This window comes from Aeromonas sp. Y311-2 (assembly GCF_027706025.1).
GTDB classification, from domain to species: Bacteria; Pseudomonadota; Gammaproteobacteria; order Enterobacterales; family Aeromonadaceae; genus Aeromonas; species Aeromonas veronii.
In genome coordinates this window covers 13,832-27,997 of sequence record NZ_JAPDCL010000028.1, presented here as the reverse complement: position 1 = coordinate 27,997, position 14,166 = coordinate 13,832, and the positions used below count along the sequence as shown (strand labels likewise).

Genomic DNA, 14,166 nt, shown 5'->3' with positions numbered 1-14,166 from the left:
CTGATATCACTTATCAGTTTTCTTGACCGGACGAGCCCAGTTCTTGATGTGACGCTGGGGTACCCGGGTTATCACGAGTTCATTTTCACCCACGTCCTTGGTAATAGTAGAGCCGGCACCCAGGGTGGCCCCCTTGCCGATGCGAACAGGCGCTACCAGTTGGGTATCAGAACCGACGAACACATCGTCCTCGATGATGGTCTGGAATTTGTTGACCCCGTCGTAGTTGCAGGTGATGGTACCGGCACCGATATTCACCCCGGCTCCGATCTCGGCATCACCCAGATAGGTCAGATGACCGCACTTGGAACCAACCCCCAGACGGGCCTTCTTCATCTCGACGAAGTTGCCAACGTGCGCATCCTGCTCCAGAACCGCCCCCGGACGCAAGCGGGTAAACGGACCCACTGAGCACTGATCTGCCACCTGTGCACCCTCGATAACCGAGTAGGGTTTCACCTCGGTGTGATCGCCAATGACACAATCTTTCAGTACGCAACCGGCTCCGATACGAACGTGATTGCCGAGAGTCACCTTGCCCTCAATGATGACGTTTGCATCAATAACAACCTCTTCACCAATTTCCAAAACCCCACGCAAATCAAAGCGTGCGGGGTCGATCATGGTTGCACCTGCAATCATCAGTTTCTCGGCCTGCATCTGCTGATAGCTGCGCTCAAGTTGGGCCAATTGCACCCGATTGTTGGCCCCTTCAACTTCAGCGGCACGCTCTGGATGCACGGCGGCAATCGGGCAATTATCGCCGTGCGCCATGGCGATCACATCGGTCAGATAGAACTCGCCCTGGGCGTTTTTGTTGTCGAGACGAGACAACCATTGACGCAACTGGCCCCCATTGGCCACCAGCACGCCTGTGTTCACCTCACGAATGGCCAGCTGTTCGGCATTGGCATCCTTCTGCTCGACGATACCGACTACCTGACCATTTTCACGGACGATGCGGCCATAGCCGGTGGGGTTGTCCAGTACCACGGTCAGCAGTGCCATCCCGTTTTCAGCCTTGGCAGCAAGCAGTCGCTGCAGGGTCTCTGGCTGGATCAGCGGGGTATCGCCGTACAGCACCAGCACATCGTCTTCATCCTTCCAGAACGGGATAGCTTGGGCGACGGCGTGACCGGTCCCCAGCTGTTGCGCTTGCAGCACCCAGTTCACATCGGCCGCCACGATCCGCTCTTTCAGCAGCTCGGCACCGTGGCCATAGACCAGATGCAGCTGCTCGGCACCGACCTGACGTGCAGTATCGATCACATGGGAAACCATAGGTTTGTTGGCTACCGGATGGAGTACCTTGGGCAGGGAAGAGCGCATGCGGGTACCTTTACCCGCAGCCAGGATCACGACGTTGAGGGACATAAATTGACCTTTGGAACATGAGAAATACTCGGCGGAGTCTATCCAACGGGTAAAAAAAAAGCGACCCGAAGGTCGCTTTTTACATCACCGTTATTAGCGGTAATTCTTTTTGACGATATCGATGACTCGCAGTTGAGCCATCGCCTTGGCCAGCTCGGTGGCGGCCTGGGCGTAGTCGATATCACCATGGGAGCTGTGGATCCGCTCTTCGGCTGCGCGCTTGGCTTCCTGGGCTTTCGCCTCATCCAAGTCGTCAGCACGAATCGCGGTGTCCGCCAGCACGGTCACGGATTCAGGTTGTACTTCCAGCATACCGCCGGAGATGTACAGCACCTCTTCAGTTCCGTTCTGCTTCACCAAGCGGACCAGACCCGGCTTGATGGCAGTCAGCAACGGAGCATGACCGTGGCGGAGACCCAACTCACCTTCGGAGCCTGATACCTGAGCGGATTGCACGCGACCGGAAAACAGTTTTCCTTCGGCGCTCACCACGTCCAGGTGAAAGGAGATCATCTCTGCCATGGGCCCTCCTGTCGAGGCTTACAGTTTCTTGGATTTCTCGACGACTTCGTCGATACCGCCAACCATGTAGAACGCCTGCTCGGGCAGATCGTCATACTCGCCTTTCAGGATGCCCTGGAAACCACGGATGGTCTCTTTCAGCGGCACGTATTTACCCGGAGAACCGGTAAACACTTCTGCTACGAAGAACGGCTGGGACAGGAAACGCTCGATCTTACGGGCACGGGCTACGGTCAGTTTGTCTTCTTCTGACAGTTCATCCATACCCAGGATGGCGATGATGTCCTTCAGCTCTTTGTAGCGCTGCAGTACGGTCTGAACGCCACGAGCGGTCTCGTAGTGCTCTTTGCCAACCACCAGCGGATCCAGCTGACGAGAGGTAGAGTCCAGCGGGTCAACGGCCGGGTAGATACCCAGTGCCGCGATTTGACGGGACAGTACGACAGTCGCATCCAGGTGGGCGAAGGTGGTCGCCGGAGACGGGTCAGTCAAGTCATCCGCAGGAACGTAAACGGCCTGTACGGAGGTGATGGAACCGGTCTTGGTGGAGGTGATACGTTCTTGCAGAACACCCATCTCCTCGGCCAGAGTCGGCTGGTAACCTACTGCAGAAGGCATACGGCCCAGCAGTGCGGATACTTCGGTACCAGCCAGGGTGTAACGGTAGATGTTGTCCACGAAGAACAGTACGTCACGACCCTCGTCACGGAACTTCTCGGCCATGGTCAGGCCGGTCAGCGCAACGCGCAGACGGTTTCCGGGCGGCTCGTTCATCTGACCGTAAACCAGAGATACTTTGTCCAGTACGTTGGACTCCATCATCTCGTGGTAGAAGTCGTTACCCTCACGGGTACGCTCACCAACACCGGCGAACACAGAGTAACCACTGTGCTCGATCGCGATGTTACGGATCAGCTCCATCATGTTTACGGTTTTGCCTACACCGGCACCACCGAACAGACCAACCTTACCACCCTTGGCGAACGGGCATACCAGGTCGATAACCTTGATGCCGGTCTCCAGCAGATCGTTGCTGTTGGACTGATCTTCGTAGCTGGGGGCAGCGCGGTGGATAGACCAGCACTCTTCTTCACCGATCGGACCTTTTTCGTCGATTGGCTCGCCCAGTACGTTCATGATCCGACCCAGAGTCGCAGTACCGACCGGAACCTGGATGGATTTACCGCTATTCACTACTTCCAACCCACGACGCAGACCGTCGGAGGAGCCCATGGTGATGCAACGAACGACGCCGCCACCGATCTGTTGCTGAACTTCCAGCACCAGACCCTGGCCTTGACCTTCGCTAACGACCTTCAGTGCATCGTACACCTGGGGCACGGCATTCTGCGGGAACTCGATGTCCACCACAGCGCCGATGATTTGGACGATGAAACCGTTACTCATGTCAAATCCTCTAAACCTTTGATAACCCTTGCCTTACACCGCAGCAGCACCGGATACGATCTCTGTCAGCTCCTGGGTAATACTGGCCTGACGGGCCTTGTTGTATACCAGTTGCAGATCGTTAATCAGGTTACCGGCGTTGTCAGTCGCGGCTTGCATGGCAACCATTCGGGCTGCCTGTTCACTTGCCAAGTTTTCCACTACGCCCTGGTAAACCTGAGATTCGACGTAGCGAACCAGCAGGGTATCCAGCAGCTTCTTGGGATCCGGCTCATAGAGGTAATCCCAGTGGTGTTTCTTGGCGAGCTTGCTGTCTTCAGTTACGGGCAAAGGCAGCAGTTGATCGACCCGTGGTTGCTGCACCATGGTGTTGACGAACTTGTTGTACACCAGATACAGCTTGTCAATCTCACCGTTGTCGTAAGCCTTCAGCATGACCTTGACTGAACCAATCAGGTCATTGACGCTCGGACTATCGCCCAGTCCTGCGACATGAGCTTTAACCTTGGCGCCGTGCCGTTCAAAGAAGTTGGAGGCCTTGTTACCGATCAATGCCAGGTCAACCTTGGCACCTTTCGCGCTCCATTGCTTCATATCATTGAGGGCAGCCTTGAACAGGTTGATGTTCAGACCACCACACAGGCCACGGTCGGTGGAGACGACGATGTAACCCACTCGCTTGACCTCACGTTCGATGAGGTAGGGGTGCTTGTATTCCAAGTTCCCCTGAGCGATATGGCCGATCACCTTGCGCATGGTTTCAGCGTACGGACGGCTGGCAGACATGCGTTCCTGCGCACGGCGCATTTTGCTTGCTGCCACCATTTCCATAGCGCCGGTGATCTTCTGAGTGTTTTTCACACTCCCGATCTTGTTACGTATCTCTTTTGCGCCGGCCATCTCTTACTCTCCATCAAGTGGCAGCTCACGCTGCCACACACGCTTACCAGGTCTGGGTTGCTTTGAAGCTATCCAGCAACGCAGTCAGCTTGCCAACGATCGCGTCGTTGTAGTCGGCTTTGGCATTGATTTCAGCCATCAGCTCGGCATGCTGGGTATTGGCGTAAGAGAGCAGAGCGGCTTCGAAGTCGACGATCTTGTTCAGCTCGACATCGGAGAGATAGCCTTTCTCGGCGGCGAACAGCACCAGAGACTGGTGAGCCACGCTCAGCGGAGAGTACTGCTTCTGCTTCATCAGCTCGGTCACTTTCACACCGTGATCCAGCTGCTTGCGAGTCGCCTCGTCCAGATCGGAAGAGAACTGGGCGAATGCCGCCAGTTCGCGATACTGGGCCAGCGCGGTACGGATACCACCGGACAGCTTCTTGACGATCTTGGTCTGAGCAGCGCCACCTACACGGGATACAGAGATACCCGGGTCAACCGCCGGACGAATACCGGAGTTGAACAGCTGTGAAGTCAGGAAGATCTGACCATCGGTGATGGAGATCACGTTGGTCGGAACGAACGCAGATACGTCACCCGCCTGGGTTTCGATGATTGGCAGTGCGGTCAAAGAACCGGTTTTGCCTTTCACTTCACCCTTGGTGAACTTCTCTACGTACTCGGCGTTAACGCGAGCAGCACGCTCCAACAGACGGGAGTGCAGATAGAAAACGTCACCCGGGTAGGCTTCACGTCCTGGCGGACGGCGCAGCAGCAGGGAGATCTGGCGATAAGCTACGGCCTGCTTGGACAGGTCATCATAGATGATCAGCGCGTCTTCACCGCGGTCACGGAAGTACTCACCCATGGAGCAACCGGCATACGGAGCCAGGTACTGCAGAGCAGCCGCTTCGGAGGCAGAGGCAACCACCACGATGGTGTTGGCCAGGGCGCCGTGCTCTTCCAGCTTGCGCACCACGTTGGCGATGGTGGAGGCCTTCTGGCCAATCGCAACGTAAACACACTTAATGCCGGAATCTTTCTGGTTGATGATGGTGTCGATCGCGATGGCGGTCTTACCAACCTGACGGTCACCGATGATCAGCTCACGCTGGCCACGACCGATAGGGATCATGGCATCGATGGCTTTCAGACCGGTCTGGACCGGCTGGTCAACAGACTTACGCTCGATAACGCCCGGTGCGATCACTTCGATCGGCGAGAAGCCATCGTTGTCGATCGGACCTTTACCGTCGATCGGCTGACCCAGGGTGTTCAACACCCGGCCCAACAGACCACGACCTACCGGCACTTCCAGAATGCGGCCAGTACCTTTTACTTTCATTCCTTCTGACAGACCGTCATAGGAACCCATAATCACCGCACCGACGGAGTCACGCTCCAGGTTCAATGCCAGAGCGTAGCGGTTGCCCGGCAGCTCGATCATCTCACCCTGCATGGCATCAGCCAGGCCGTGAATACGAATGATACCGTCGCTCACAGAGACGATAGTACCTTCGTTACGCGCTTCGCTCTTTACATCAAACTGCGCAATGCGCTGCTTGATCAGCTCGGCGATTTCAGTGGAATTCAGTTGCATGCTCTAATACCCCAATCAAGATTGCAGCGCGTCAGCCATGCGATCCAGCTTACCGCGGACTGTGCCGTCGATTACCAGATCACCGGCCTTGATGAGCACCCCGGCCATCAAGGACGCATCGATGCTGCAATTCAGCTTCACTTTGCGCGCGAGACGTTGTTCCAGAGAAGCCTGAATATTGGCTTTCTGCTGGTCGGTCAGTTCGATCGCCGAAATCACGTCAGCCTGAACCTCTTTATCCAGTTCAGCTTTGAACGCTACAAATTCAGCAACGACCGCCGGCAGCACACCCAAGCGACCATTCTCGGCCATCACCCGGATCAGGTTCTGGCCATGCACGTCGAGTTGCTCACCGCAGACACCGACAAACAGCGTTGCCAGCTCTTCGGCGGCCACAGAGCCGTTTACCAGGTTGTGCATGGTCTCGTTTTCCACTACTTGCGCAGCGAAACCGAGCATACCCAGCCACTGGTCAACCGCCTTGTGCTCAACGGCAAACTCGAAAGCAGCCTTGGCGTAGGGGCGAGCGATTGTAGTCAGTTCAGACATAGCCCCGTTCCCGTTACAGTTCTGCTACCAGTTTGTCGACGATGTCGCTGTTGGCAGCCTGGTCGATTTGACGCGCCAGGATCTTCTCTGCACCAGCAATGGCAAGAGCAGCAACCTGCTTACGCAGTTCTTCTTTGGCACGATGACGTTCAGCTTCGATCTCGGCACGGCCCTGAGCCAGGATTTTTTCCCGCTCAGACTGGGCACCAGCGGCAGCTTCATCAATGATCTGGGCTTTACGTTTGTTAGCCTGCTCAATGATTTCAGCAGCCTGCAGCTTGGCTTCTTTCAGCTGATCGGTGGCGTTGGCCTTGGCCAAATCCAGATCTTTCTTGGCACGTTCGGCAGAAGAGAGACCGTCAGCAATAGCTTTCTGACGGGCTTCGATGGCAGCAATCAGCGGCGGCCATACGTACTTCATGCAAAACACTACGAAGAAGAAAAAAGCAATTGCTTGGCCGAGGAGGGTGGCATTGATATTCACAGCCGATGTCCTCTTAAGTTAGTTAATGGGTTATGCCTGGAGAGTCGTAACGACTTAGCCAGCAACCGCAAACATCACGTACAGACCCAGACCAACGGCGATCATCGGGATCGCATCCACCAGACCCATTACGATGAAGAACTGGGTACGCAGAACAGGGATCAGATCCGGTTGACGAGCAGCACCTTCCAGGAACTTGCCGCCCAGGATACCGATACCGATGGAAGCGCCGATAGCAGCCAGACCCATCATCATTGCAGCAGCGATGTACAGCAGGTCCATGTTCAAGTTTTCCATGAGGATCTCCAGTTATTTAGATGTAATTGATTGTATAAAAAGGATTATTTGAGTTGCATCAACCATGGTCTTCCTGCGCCATCGACAGATAGACGATGGTCAGAACCATGAAAATGAATGCCTGCAAAGTGATGATCAGGATGTGGAAAATTGCCCAAGGCACGGACAGGATCCACTGTGACCACCAGGGTAACAAACCAGCAATCAGGATAAAGATCAGTTCGCCAGCATACATGTTGCCGAACAGTCGAAGACCCAGAGAAACAGGTTTGGAAATCAGCGTAACAGTTTCCAGGATGAGGTTAACCGGGATGGCCGCCGGGTGGTTGAAAGGCTGAAGCGTCAGCTCCTTCACAAACCCGCCGATACCCTTGACCTTGATGCTGTAATACAGGATCAAGAAGAACACGCCCAAAGCCATGGACATGGTGATGTTAACGTCAGCAGAGGGAACCACACGCAGATAGGGAATACCCATCAATTGTGCAGCGTGAGGGATAAAGTCAACGGGGATCAGATCCATGAAGTTCATCAGGAAGATCCACACAAACACCGTCAGCCCCAAAGGTGCGATGACCTTGTTGCGGCCGTGAAAGATGTCTTTGACGTTACCATTCACAAACTCGACCAGCATCTCCACAAAGCACTGCAGCTTACCCGGCACCCCGCTGGTAGCGTTAACGGCTACTTTGCGGAACAGCAGGATAAACAGGGCGCCTAGCACGACGGAAAATACCATTGAGTCGATATTGACCGTCCAGAACCCGGACCCGACTTGAAGGTGGGTCAGGTGGTGGGAGATATATCCCTGAGGAGTCAGGACTTCTCCGGTTGCAGACATGAGTTTTCCTAATAGTGGTTGTTAAGCGTGAATGAAACCATCCACTGTACAACGAGGGCGAGGATATAAGTGGCGAAAAACGAGACGGTAACGACCTCGACTCCCGCACCAAACATCAGGGCGAATAGACCTGTTGTAGAAATGAGCTTAATCCCTGCCCCACCATAAAAGTCCCGCAAAACCAGGCCCACACTCTCGGTTGTCACCTTGCGGCGCAGCACCCAGACAGTAAACAAGGCTTGAGGAACCCAGTACATCCCCCCTCCGTAGAGGGCGGAATAACCGGCGCTGGCACCAGTCAGGTAAAACCAGACGGCACTCATCGCCAGGATCAGGATGAGCTGACAAACGAGCATAACCAAGGCCAGTGTCAAACCTTCCAAGGCTATTTTCTGCTTCACCAACCTACCTCTGAACATTACAGAACTGTAAAAAATCGGGATCCGAAGACCCCATGTTAACAGCTCTTAAAGCCGGTCAAATTATACCCTTGAGGGCAGCTATTGCAATATGACAAAAATCCTTAATTTTTGCGGCTTTCCGCGGCAAATCAGGGTTATGGTCATATCAAAAGGAATGGATGTTTTATTACTACAAAAAGCGTAAAAATCACGATTCCGACACGCCAAAATAGCCCAATATACGGTCCAAATCGGACAAATTCTCGTAACTTATTACTAACTTCCCGCTATCCCGCTTGCCAGGCTGAAGTTGCACCTGATTGCCAATTTTTTCTGCCAGTTGGCGCTCCAGGTAGCCGATCTGCGGATCACGGGCCGGTTCGACCCTGGCTTTTGCCGGTTCGAGCGCTTTTTGCACCAGCTTCTCGGTATCGCGTACGGTCAGCCCTTTCTGGGCAACCAGCTTGGCCAGTTCAGACTGGGCCTGGCCGCTCAGGGCCAGCAGGGCACGGGCATGGCCCATGTCCAGGTCGCCATGCTCGACGAAACGCTTCACATCGTCGTTGAGCTGGTTGAGACGCAGCAGGTTGGTCACCGTGGTGCGGGACTTGCCCACCGCCTCGGCCACCTGCTGGTGGGTGAGTTCGAATTCGGTCAGCAGTCTTTGTAGAGCGACCGCCTCTTCGATGGCATTAAGGTCTTCCCGCTGAATATTCTCAATCAGCGCGATGGCGACGGCAGCCTCGTCGGGTACATCCTTGACGATGCAGGGCACCACCTCGAGCCGCGCCAGCTGGGACGCGCGCCAGCGCCGTTCACCGGCAATGATTTCGAAGGATTGTTCGCCGAGAGGACGTACCACGATGGGCTGGATCACCCCCTGAGCGCGGATGGAGTTGGCAAGCTCTTCCAGTGCATCCTGGGACATGTCCTTGCGGGGCTGGTACTTGCCGGACTGCAACCACTCCACCGGCAGCTTGCGCAGCTCGCCCTGATTGGTGGGGGCCATGGCCTCTTCAGTACGTTGATCGCTCATCACCTGTTTCTGGCGGGCAGCCGTGCTGGTACTGAGCAGGGCATCCAGCCCCTTGCCCAGTCCACGTTTTTTCGGAGTCATATGCTCTCTCGGTCTGCGATGGTCGCCTGACGTTCCTGCTCCTGGCGGCGCAGGATCTCGCCAGCCAGTGCCAGGTAGGCCTTGGCGCCCACCGATGATTTGTCATAGTGCATGGCCGGGGCACCGAAACTCGGGGCCTCAGCCAGTCTAACGTTGCGGGGAATGATGGTGCGGTAGACTTTGTCGCCAAAGTGCTGTTTTAGCTGATCGGACACATCATTGGCCAGCCGGTTGCGGTGATCGAACATGGTGCGCAGCACCCCTTCGATCTTGAGCTCCGGATTGACCACGGCGGCCAGCTTGCTGATGGTGTCGACCAGGGCGGTGAGCCCCTCCAGCGCGTAATATTCGCACTGCATGGGCACCAGCACGGAGTCGGCGGCGGCCATGGCGTTCACGGTCAGCATGTTGAGAGAGGGCGGGCAGTCGATGAAGACATAGTCGTATTTGTCCCGCACCGAAGCCAGCGCATTGCGCAGGCGGATTTCGCGGGCGAAAAATTCCATCAGACGGATTTCGGCCGCGGTCACGTCGGCGTTGGCGGCAATCAGGTGATAGCCCCCGGTGGTTTCGGGGATGATCACTTCGCTGATGGGGGCATCCTCGATCAGCAACTCATAGGCGGTGCGCTCGACATCATACTTGTCGACACCACTGCCCATGGTGGCATTGCCCTGCGGATCCAGATCGATCACCAGCACCTTACGCCGGGTGGCAGCCATGGAGGCGGCCAGATTCACACAGGTGGTGGTTTTACCCACTCCACCCTTCTGGTTGGCTATGGCGATGACTTTTCCCACACGATCCCCTAAATGAAACTGCGACCCTATTCGGGCTGGATATGTTTGAATTCCAGCAGATGACGTTCGCCTTCCAGCTCCGGCACCCGCAACTCATGACAGGCTACCAGACGGATATTGGCAGGCAACTGGGCCAGCTCCTGCTCGGGATATTGTCCCTTGAGCGCCAGGAAGCAGCCCTGTTCTGACGGCAGGTGGTGACACCAGCTCAGCATGTCCTCCAGCGAGGCAAATGCCCGACTCAGTACACCATCAAATCCCACCTCGGGTTGATACTCTTCAACCCGGGATTTGACCGGCGTCACATTGGTCAGACCCAGCTCCTGGATCACCTGACGGATGAAGTTGATCCGCTTGCCCAGACTGTCAAGCAGGACGAACTGCTTGTCCGGATTGATGATCGCCAGCGGCAATCCCGGCAGGCCGGGACCTGTCCCCACGTCGATGAAGCGCTCACCGTGCAAGTGGGGGCTTACCACCAGGCTATCGAGGATATGCTTGACCAGCATGGCGTCCGGATCTCGCACCGAGGTGAGATTGTAAGCCTTGTTCCACTTGTGCAGCAACTCGACCAACTGCACCAGTTGGCTCTTTTGGGTATCGGTGATAACAATTTCGGCCTGCTTGAGCAGGCCGTTCAATCTTTCCAGCATATTTTCCAACGGTAAGAATCCTCAGGCGGTTTTACGCAGCAGGCCGTGTTTTTTCAGGTGAACCAGCAGGATGGAGATGGCCGCCGGGGTGATACCGGAGATGCGGGAAGCCTGACCAATGGTCTGCGGCTTGGCATCGTTCAGCTTGGCTTTCACCTCGTTGGAGAGGCCGTTCACCTCGCGATAATCCAGATCCAGCGGCAGCAGGGTGTTCTCGTTGCGCAGCTGCTTTTCCACCTCATCGTGCTGACGCTCGATGTAACCGGCGTACTTGATCTGGATCTCAACCTGTTCGGCCGCGGCAGGATCAGTCACGGAAGGGCCGACCCCTTCGATGGCCATCAGCGCATCATAGGTCACCTCGGGGCGACGCAGCAGTTCTTCCAGACTCTGTTCGCGGGTCAGCGGGGTGTTGACCAGGGCGTTGACCGCTTCCAGTGACGGGTGTTGCGGGTGGATCCAGGTTGAACGCATGCGCTGACGCTCCAGCTCGACCTGTTCCATCTTGGCGTTGAATTTGCTCCAGCGCTCGTCATCCACCAGACCCAGCTCGCGACCGATGGCAGTCAGGCGGATATCGGCGTTGTCTTCCCGCAGCAGCAGGCGGTATTCGGCGCGGCTGGTGAACATGCGGTAAGGCTCGCGTGTCCCCAGGGTGGAGAGATCGTCCATCATCACGCCCATGTAGGCCTGATCCCGACGAGGGTTCCAGGGATCCTTGTCCTGGGCACGCAGGGCCGCGTTCAGACCGGCCATCAGGCCTTGTGCCGCCGCCTCTTCGTAACCGGTCGTGCCGTTGATCTGGCCGGCGAAGAACAGGTTTGGAATGCACTTGCTCTCCATGTTGGCCTTGAGATCCCGCGGATCGAAGAAATCATATTCGATGGCATAGCCGGGGCGGGTGATGTGGGCGTTCTCGAAGCCACGCACGGAACGGACGATCTGCACCTGCACGTCAAACGGCAGGCTGGTGGAGATCCCGTTCGGATAGAGTTCGTGGGTGGTCAGGCCTTCCGGCTCGACGAAGATCTGGTGCGCCGTCTTGTCGGCGAAACGGGTGATCTTGTCTTCGATCGACGGGCAGTAGCGCGGGCCGATCCCTTCGATCACACCGGCGTACATGGGGCTGCGATCCAGGTTATTGCGGATCACCTCGTGGGTACGCTCGTTGGTGTGGGTGACGTAGCAAGGCACCTGACGGGGATGCTGGCTGGCATTGCCGATAAACGAGAAGACGGGGCGCGGATCGTCGCCGTGCTGTTCCTGCATGACGGAGAAATCGACGCTGCGGGCATCGATGCGCGGCGGGGTGCCCGTCTTGAGACGATCGATACGCAGCGGCAGTTCACGCAAGCGTTGGGCCAATGCGATCGAGGGAGGATCCCCGGCACGGCCGCCCTTGTAGTTTTCCATCCCGATGTGGATCAAACCATTCAGGAAGGTACCGACCGTCAGCACCACTGTCTTGCCACTGATGCGGATCCCGCTCTGGGTGACCACACCGGCAACACGATCCCCGTCCATGATCAGATCGTCACAGGCCTGCTGGAAGATCTTCAGGTTCGGGTAGTTCTCCAGCATCTGGCGAACGACGGCCTTGTAGAGCAGGCGATCCGCCTGGGCACGAGTGGCTCGCACTGCCGGGCCCTTGGAGGAGTTGAGGGTGCGGAACTGGATCCCGCCAAGATCGATGGCACGCGCCATGATCCCGCCGAGTGCGTCAACTTCCCTGACCAGGTGTCCCTTGCCGATCCCGCCGATCGCCGGATTACAGGACATGTGTCCCAGCGTATCGATATTGTGGGTCAGCAACAGGGTGTTCATGCCCATACGGGCTGCCGCTGTTGCTGCTTCGGTTCCGGCATGACCGCCACCGACGACGATCACATCAAATTGTTCATGGTATTGCATTGGGATCACCTTGATCTGCACGCCTGAAGATCTTTATTTGCCTGGGCTAAAGGGCGGAACATTCTATCTGTTTCGCGTCCTGAGGGGAACGTCTACTTAACGTTCAGTATGAAGGGAGGATCCACTAATTAGATCTTAAGGATCTTTAGATCGATCTTTTACTGGATCTCTTATTAGGATCCGCCCTTTCTGTTGATAAGCACTTTTTGATCATAAAGATCATTAATTTAAGGACGATCCTAGCTTGTGGAAAAGCTTGGATCCAGGCCCGGTGAACGAGGGGATAACCAGGACTTTTATACACAGAGGTCTGTCGGTCTGGATCTAATACATGGATAACTATAGGTTTTGCAGAGCTTTACACCGTAGTTATGCACATTACCCCTGGGCGTTGTGGGTAACCTTGTAGAACAACTCCCCCGGATCAATCTGTTAATAACATGGTGGATAGTCGATCTGGGGATAAGTGGGGAGATCAAGCTTTTTTTCAGGATCTCCCGCACGCTGATCAGGCGATCATCGTCATCCAGTCGCGGATCCACACTTCTGCGGCATCTTCGGGGATCTCGTGTTGGGTCACATCGATGTCGAGCCGCTCGCCGATCCGGCTGGCACCGCACTCGGCCAGCAGGCGATCCAGCGTCTTGCCACCCTGGCAAAAGGTGTCATAACTGCTGTCGCCAAGGGCGATCACGCCATATTTCAATGAATTAAGATCCGGATGCTGCTCGGCAAGATCCTTGGAGAAGGGTTGCAGGTTGTCGGGCACATCCCCGGCACCATGGGTGGAAGTGACCACCAGCAGGATGGATCCCGCATCATCCAGCACCTCTGCCAGCTTGGCCGGGTTGTGGATCCGGGTCTGGTGGCCAGCCTGTTCCAGCAGGTTGGCGACGTGGTCTGCGACATATTCGGCGGCGCCCAGCATGGAGCCGACGACGAGATTGAGTTTGGCCATGGAATGGATCCTGATTTCAGACAAAGAAACGGAAAGCCGGATTCTACCGCCAAAGGGTGTGGATAAATATGGATAAAGCTTGGGGATAATGGATCCAGTCAGATAATGCAGCCGGATCCATCCTGCCGATCTTTTTTCTGCTTCTTTATATTCCTCTCCATTTTCTTCTCCGCTCATGGCTCTCCTGATGACTCCCATCCCCTGCGAGATCCTGCCAATGATGCAGCTAGATAACAATGTAGATGCAAATGATTAGCAATTATTGAATCGATTCGATCACGGCTCCTGTAGTAGGATTGCGCTGCTTTATTCGCCCATGGAACAGGGTGATGTCGTGACAAACGACCACAAATAACAATTAAAACAA

Annotated in this window: 15 protein-coding genes; all 15 read right to left on the bottom strand. The window is 55.8% G+C overall.

The window, feature by feature from the left end:
* Nucleotides 1–6: 6 nt before the first annotated feature.
* Nucleotides 7–1,374 carry a bifunctional UDP-N-acetylglucosamine diphosphorylase/glucosamine-1-phosphate N-acetyltransferase GlmU gene (gene glmU / locus OKC42_RS19920; RefSeq protein ID WP_069555138.1) on the bottom strand — a complete coding sequence of 456 codons (1,368 nt, stop codon included), beginning with the start codon at nt 1,372–1,374 and terminating at the stop codon, nt 7–9.
* A gap of 93 nt (nt 1,375–1,467) precedes the next feature.
* Entirely contained in the window at nt 1,468–1,896 is a 429-nt protein-coding gene (locus tag OKC42_RS19915) for a F0F1 ATP synthase subunit epsilon (RefSeq protein ID WP_005339345.1), read from the bottom strand.
* Between the two features lie 18 nt (nt 1,897–1,914).
* Complete coding sequence (gene atpD, locus OKC42_RS19910) at nt 1,915–3,303, bottom strand: F0F1 ATP synthase subunit beta (protein ID WP_005339344.1); 1,389 nt, start codon at nt 3,301–3,303, stop codon at nt 1,915–1,917.
* Between the two features lie 33 nt (nt 3,304–3,336).
* Nucleotides 3,337–4,203: a F0F1 ATP synthase subunit gamma gene (gene atpG / locus OKC42_RS19905; RefSeq protein WP_005339343.1), complete on the bottom strand. Its 867-nt coding sequence runs from the start codon at nt 4,201–4,203 to the stop codon at nt 3,337–3,339.
* Nucleotides 4,204–4,246: 43 nt separating this feature from the next.
* Nucleotides 4,247–5,788: a F0F1 ATP synthase subunit alpha gene (atpA, locus tag OKC42_RS19900; protein WP_005339342.1), complete on the bottom strand. Its 1,542-nt coding sequence runs from the start codon at nt 5,786–5,788 to the stop codon at nt 4,247–4,249.
* 15 nt (nt 5,789–5,803) lie between these two features.
* The gene (gene atpH, locus OKC42_RS19895; RefSeq protein WP_005339341.1) at nt 5,804–6,337 is read right to left on the bottom strand and encodes a F0F1 ATP synthase subunit delta; all 534 of its coding nucleotides are present in this window, start codon (nt 6,335–6,337) and stop codon (nt 5,804–5,806) included.
* A gap of 13 nt (nt 6,338–6,350) precedes the next feature.
* Entirely contained in the window at nt 6,351–6,821 is a 471-nt protein-coding gene (gene atpF, locus OKC42_RS19890; RefSeq protein ID WP_005339336.1) for a F0F1 ATP synthase subunit B, read from the bottom strand.
* Nucleotides 6,822–6,875: 54 nt separating this feature from the next.
* Complete coding sequence (gene atpE, locus OKC42_RS19885) at nt 6,876–7,118, bottom strand: F0F1 ATP synthase subunit C (RefSeq protein ID WP_005307205.1); 243 nt, start codon at nt 7,116–7,118, stop codon at nt 6,876–6,878.
* Nucleotides 7,119–7,176: 58 nt separating this feature from the next.
* Nucleotides 7,177–7,959, bottom strand: a complete 783-nt coding sequence (atpB, locus tag OKC42_RS19880; protein ID WP_005339335.1) for a F0F1 ATP synthase subunit A — start codon at nt 7,957–7,959, stop codon at nt 7,177–7,179.
* A gap of 8 nt (nt 7,960–7,967) precedes the next feature.
* Nucleotides 7,968–8,378 (bottom strand): ATP synthase subunit I, encoded by a 411-nt coding sequence (locus tag OKC42_RS19875; RefSeq protein ID WP_019445506.1) that lies wholly within the window; start codon nt 8,376–8,378, stop codon nt 7,968–7,970.
* Nucleotides 8,379–8,568: 190 nt separating this feature from the next.
* Complete coding sequence (locus OKC42_RS19870) at nt 8,569–9,477, bottom strand: ParB/RepB/Spo0J family partition protein (protein WP_005342343.1); 909 nt, start codon at nt 9,475–9,477, stop codon at nt 8,569–8,571.
* Complete coding sequence (locus tag OKC42_RS19865) at nt 9,474–10,277, bottom strand: ParA family protein (RefSeq protein WP_005357226.1); 804 nt, start codon at nt 10,275–10,277, stop codon at nt 9,474–9,476. Before OKC42_RS19865 ends, OKC42_RS19870 begins: the two co-directional genes overlap by 4 nt.
* Before the next feature lie 26 nt (nt 10,278–10,303).
* On the bottom strand, nt 10,304–10,930 hold the full coding sequence (gene rsmG, locus OKC42_RS19860) for a 16S rRNA (guanine(527)-N(7))-methyltransferase RsmG (RefSeq protein ID WP_005339331.1): 627 nt from the start codon (nt 10,928–10,930) through the stop codon (nt 10,304–10,306).
* Between the two features lie 21 nt (nt 10,931–10,951).
* Entirely contained in the window at nt 10,952–12,841 is a 1,890-nt protein-coding gene (gene mnmG, locus OKC42_RS19855; RefSeq protein ID WP_005357220.1) for a tRNA uridine-5-carboxymethylaminomethyl(34) synthesis enzyme MnmG, read from the bottom strand.
* Nucleotides 12,842–13,349: 508 nt separating this feature from the next.
* Nucleotides 13,350–13,799 carry an FMN-binding protein MioC gene (mioC, locus tag OKC42_RS19850; protein ID WP_005355827.1) on the bottom strand — a complete coding sequence of 150 codons (450 nt, stop codon included), beginning with the start codon at nt 13,797–13,799 and terminating at the stop codon, nt 13,350–13,352.
* Between the last annotated feature and the right edge of the window lie 367 nt (nt 13,800–14,166).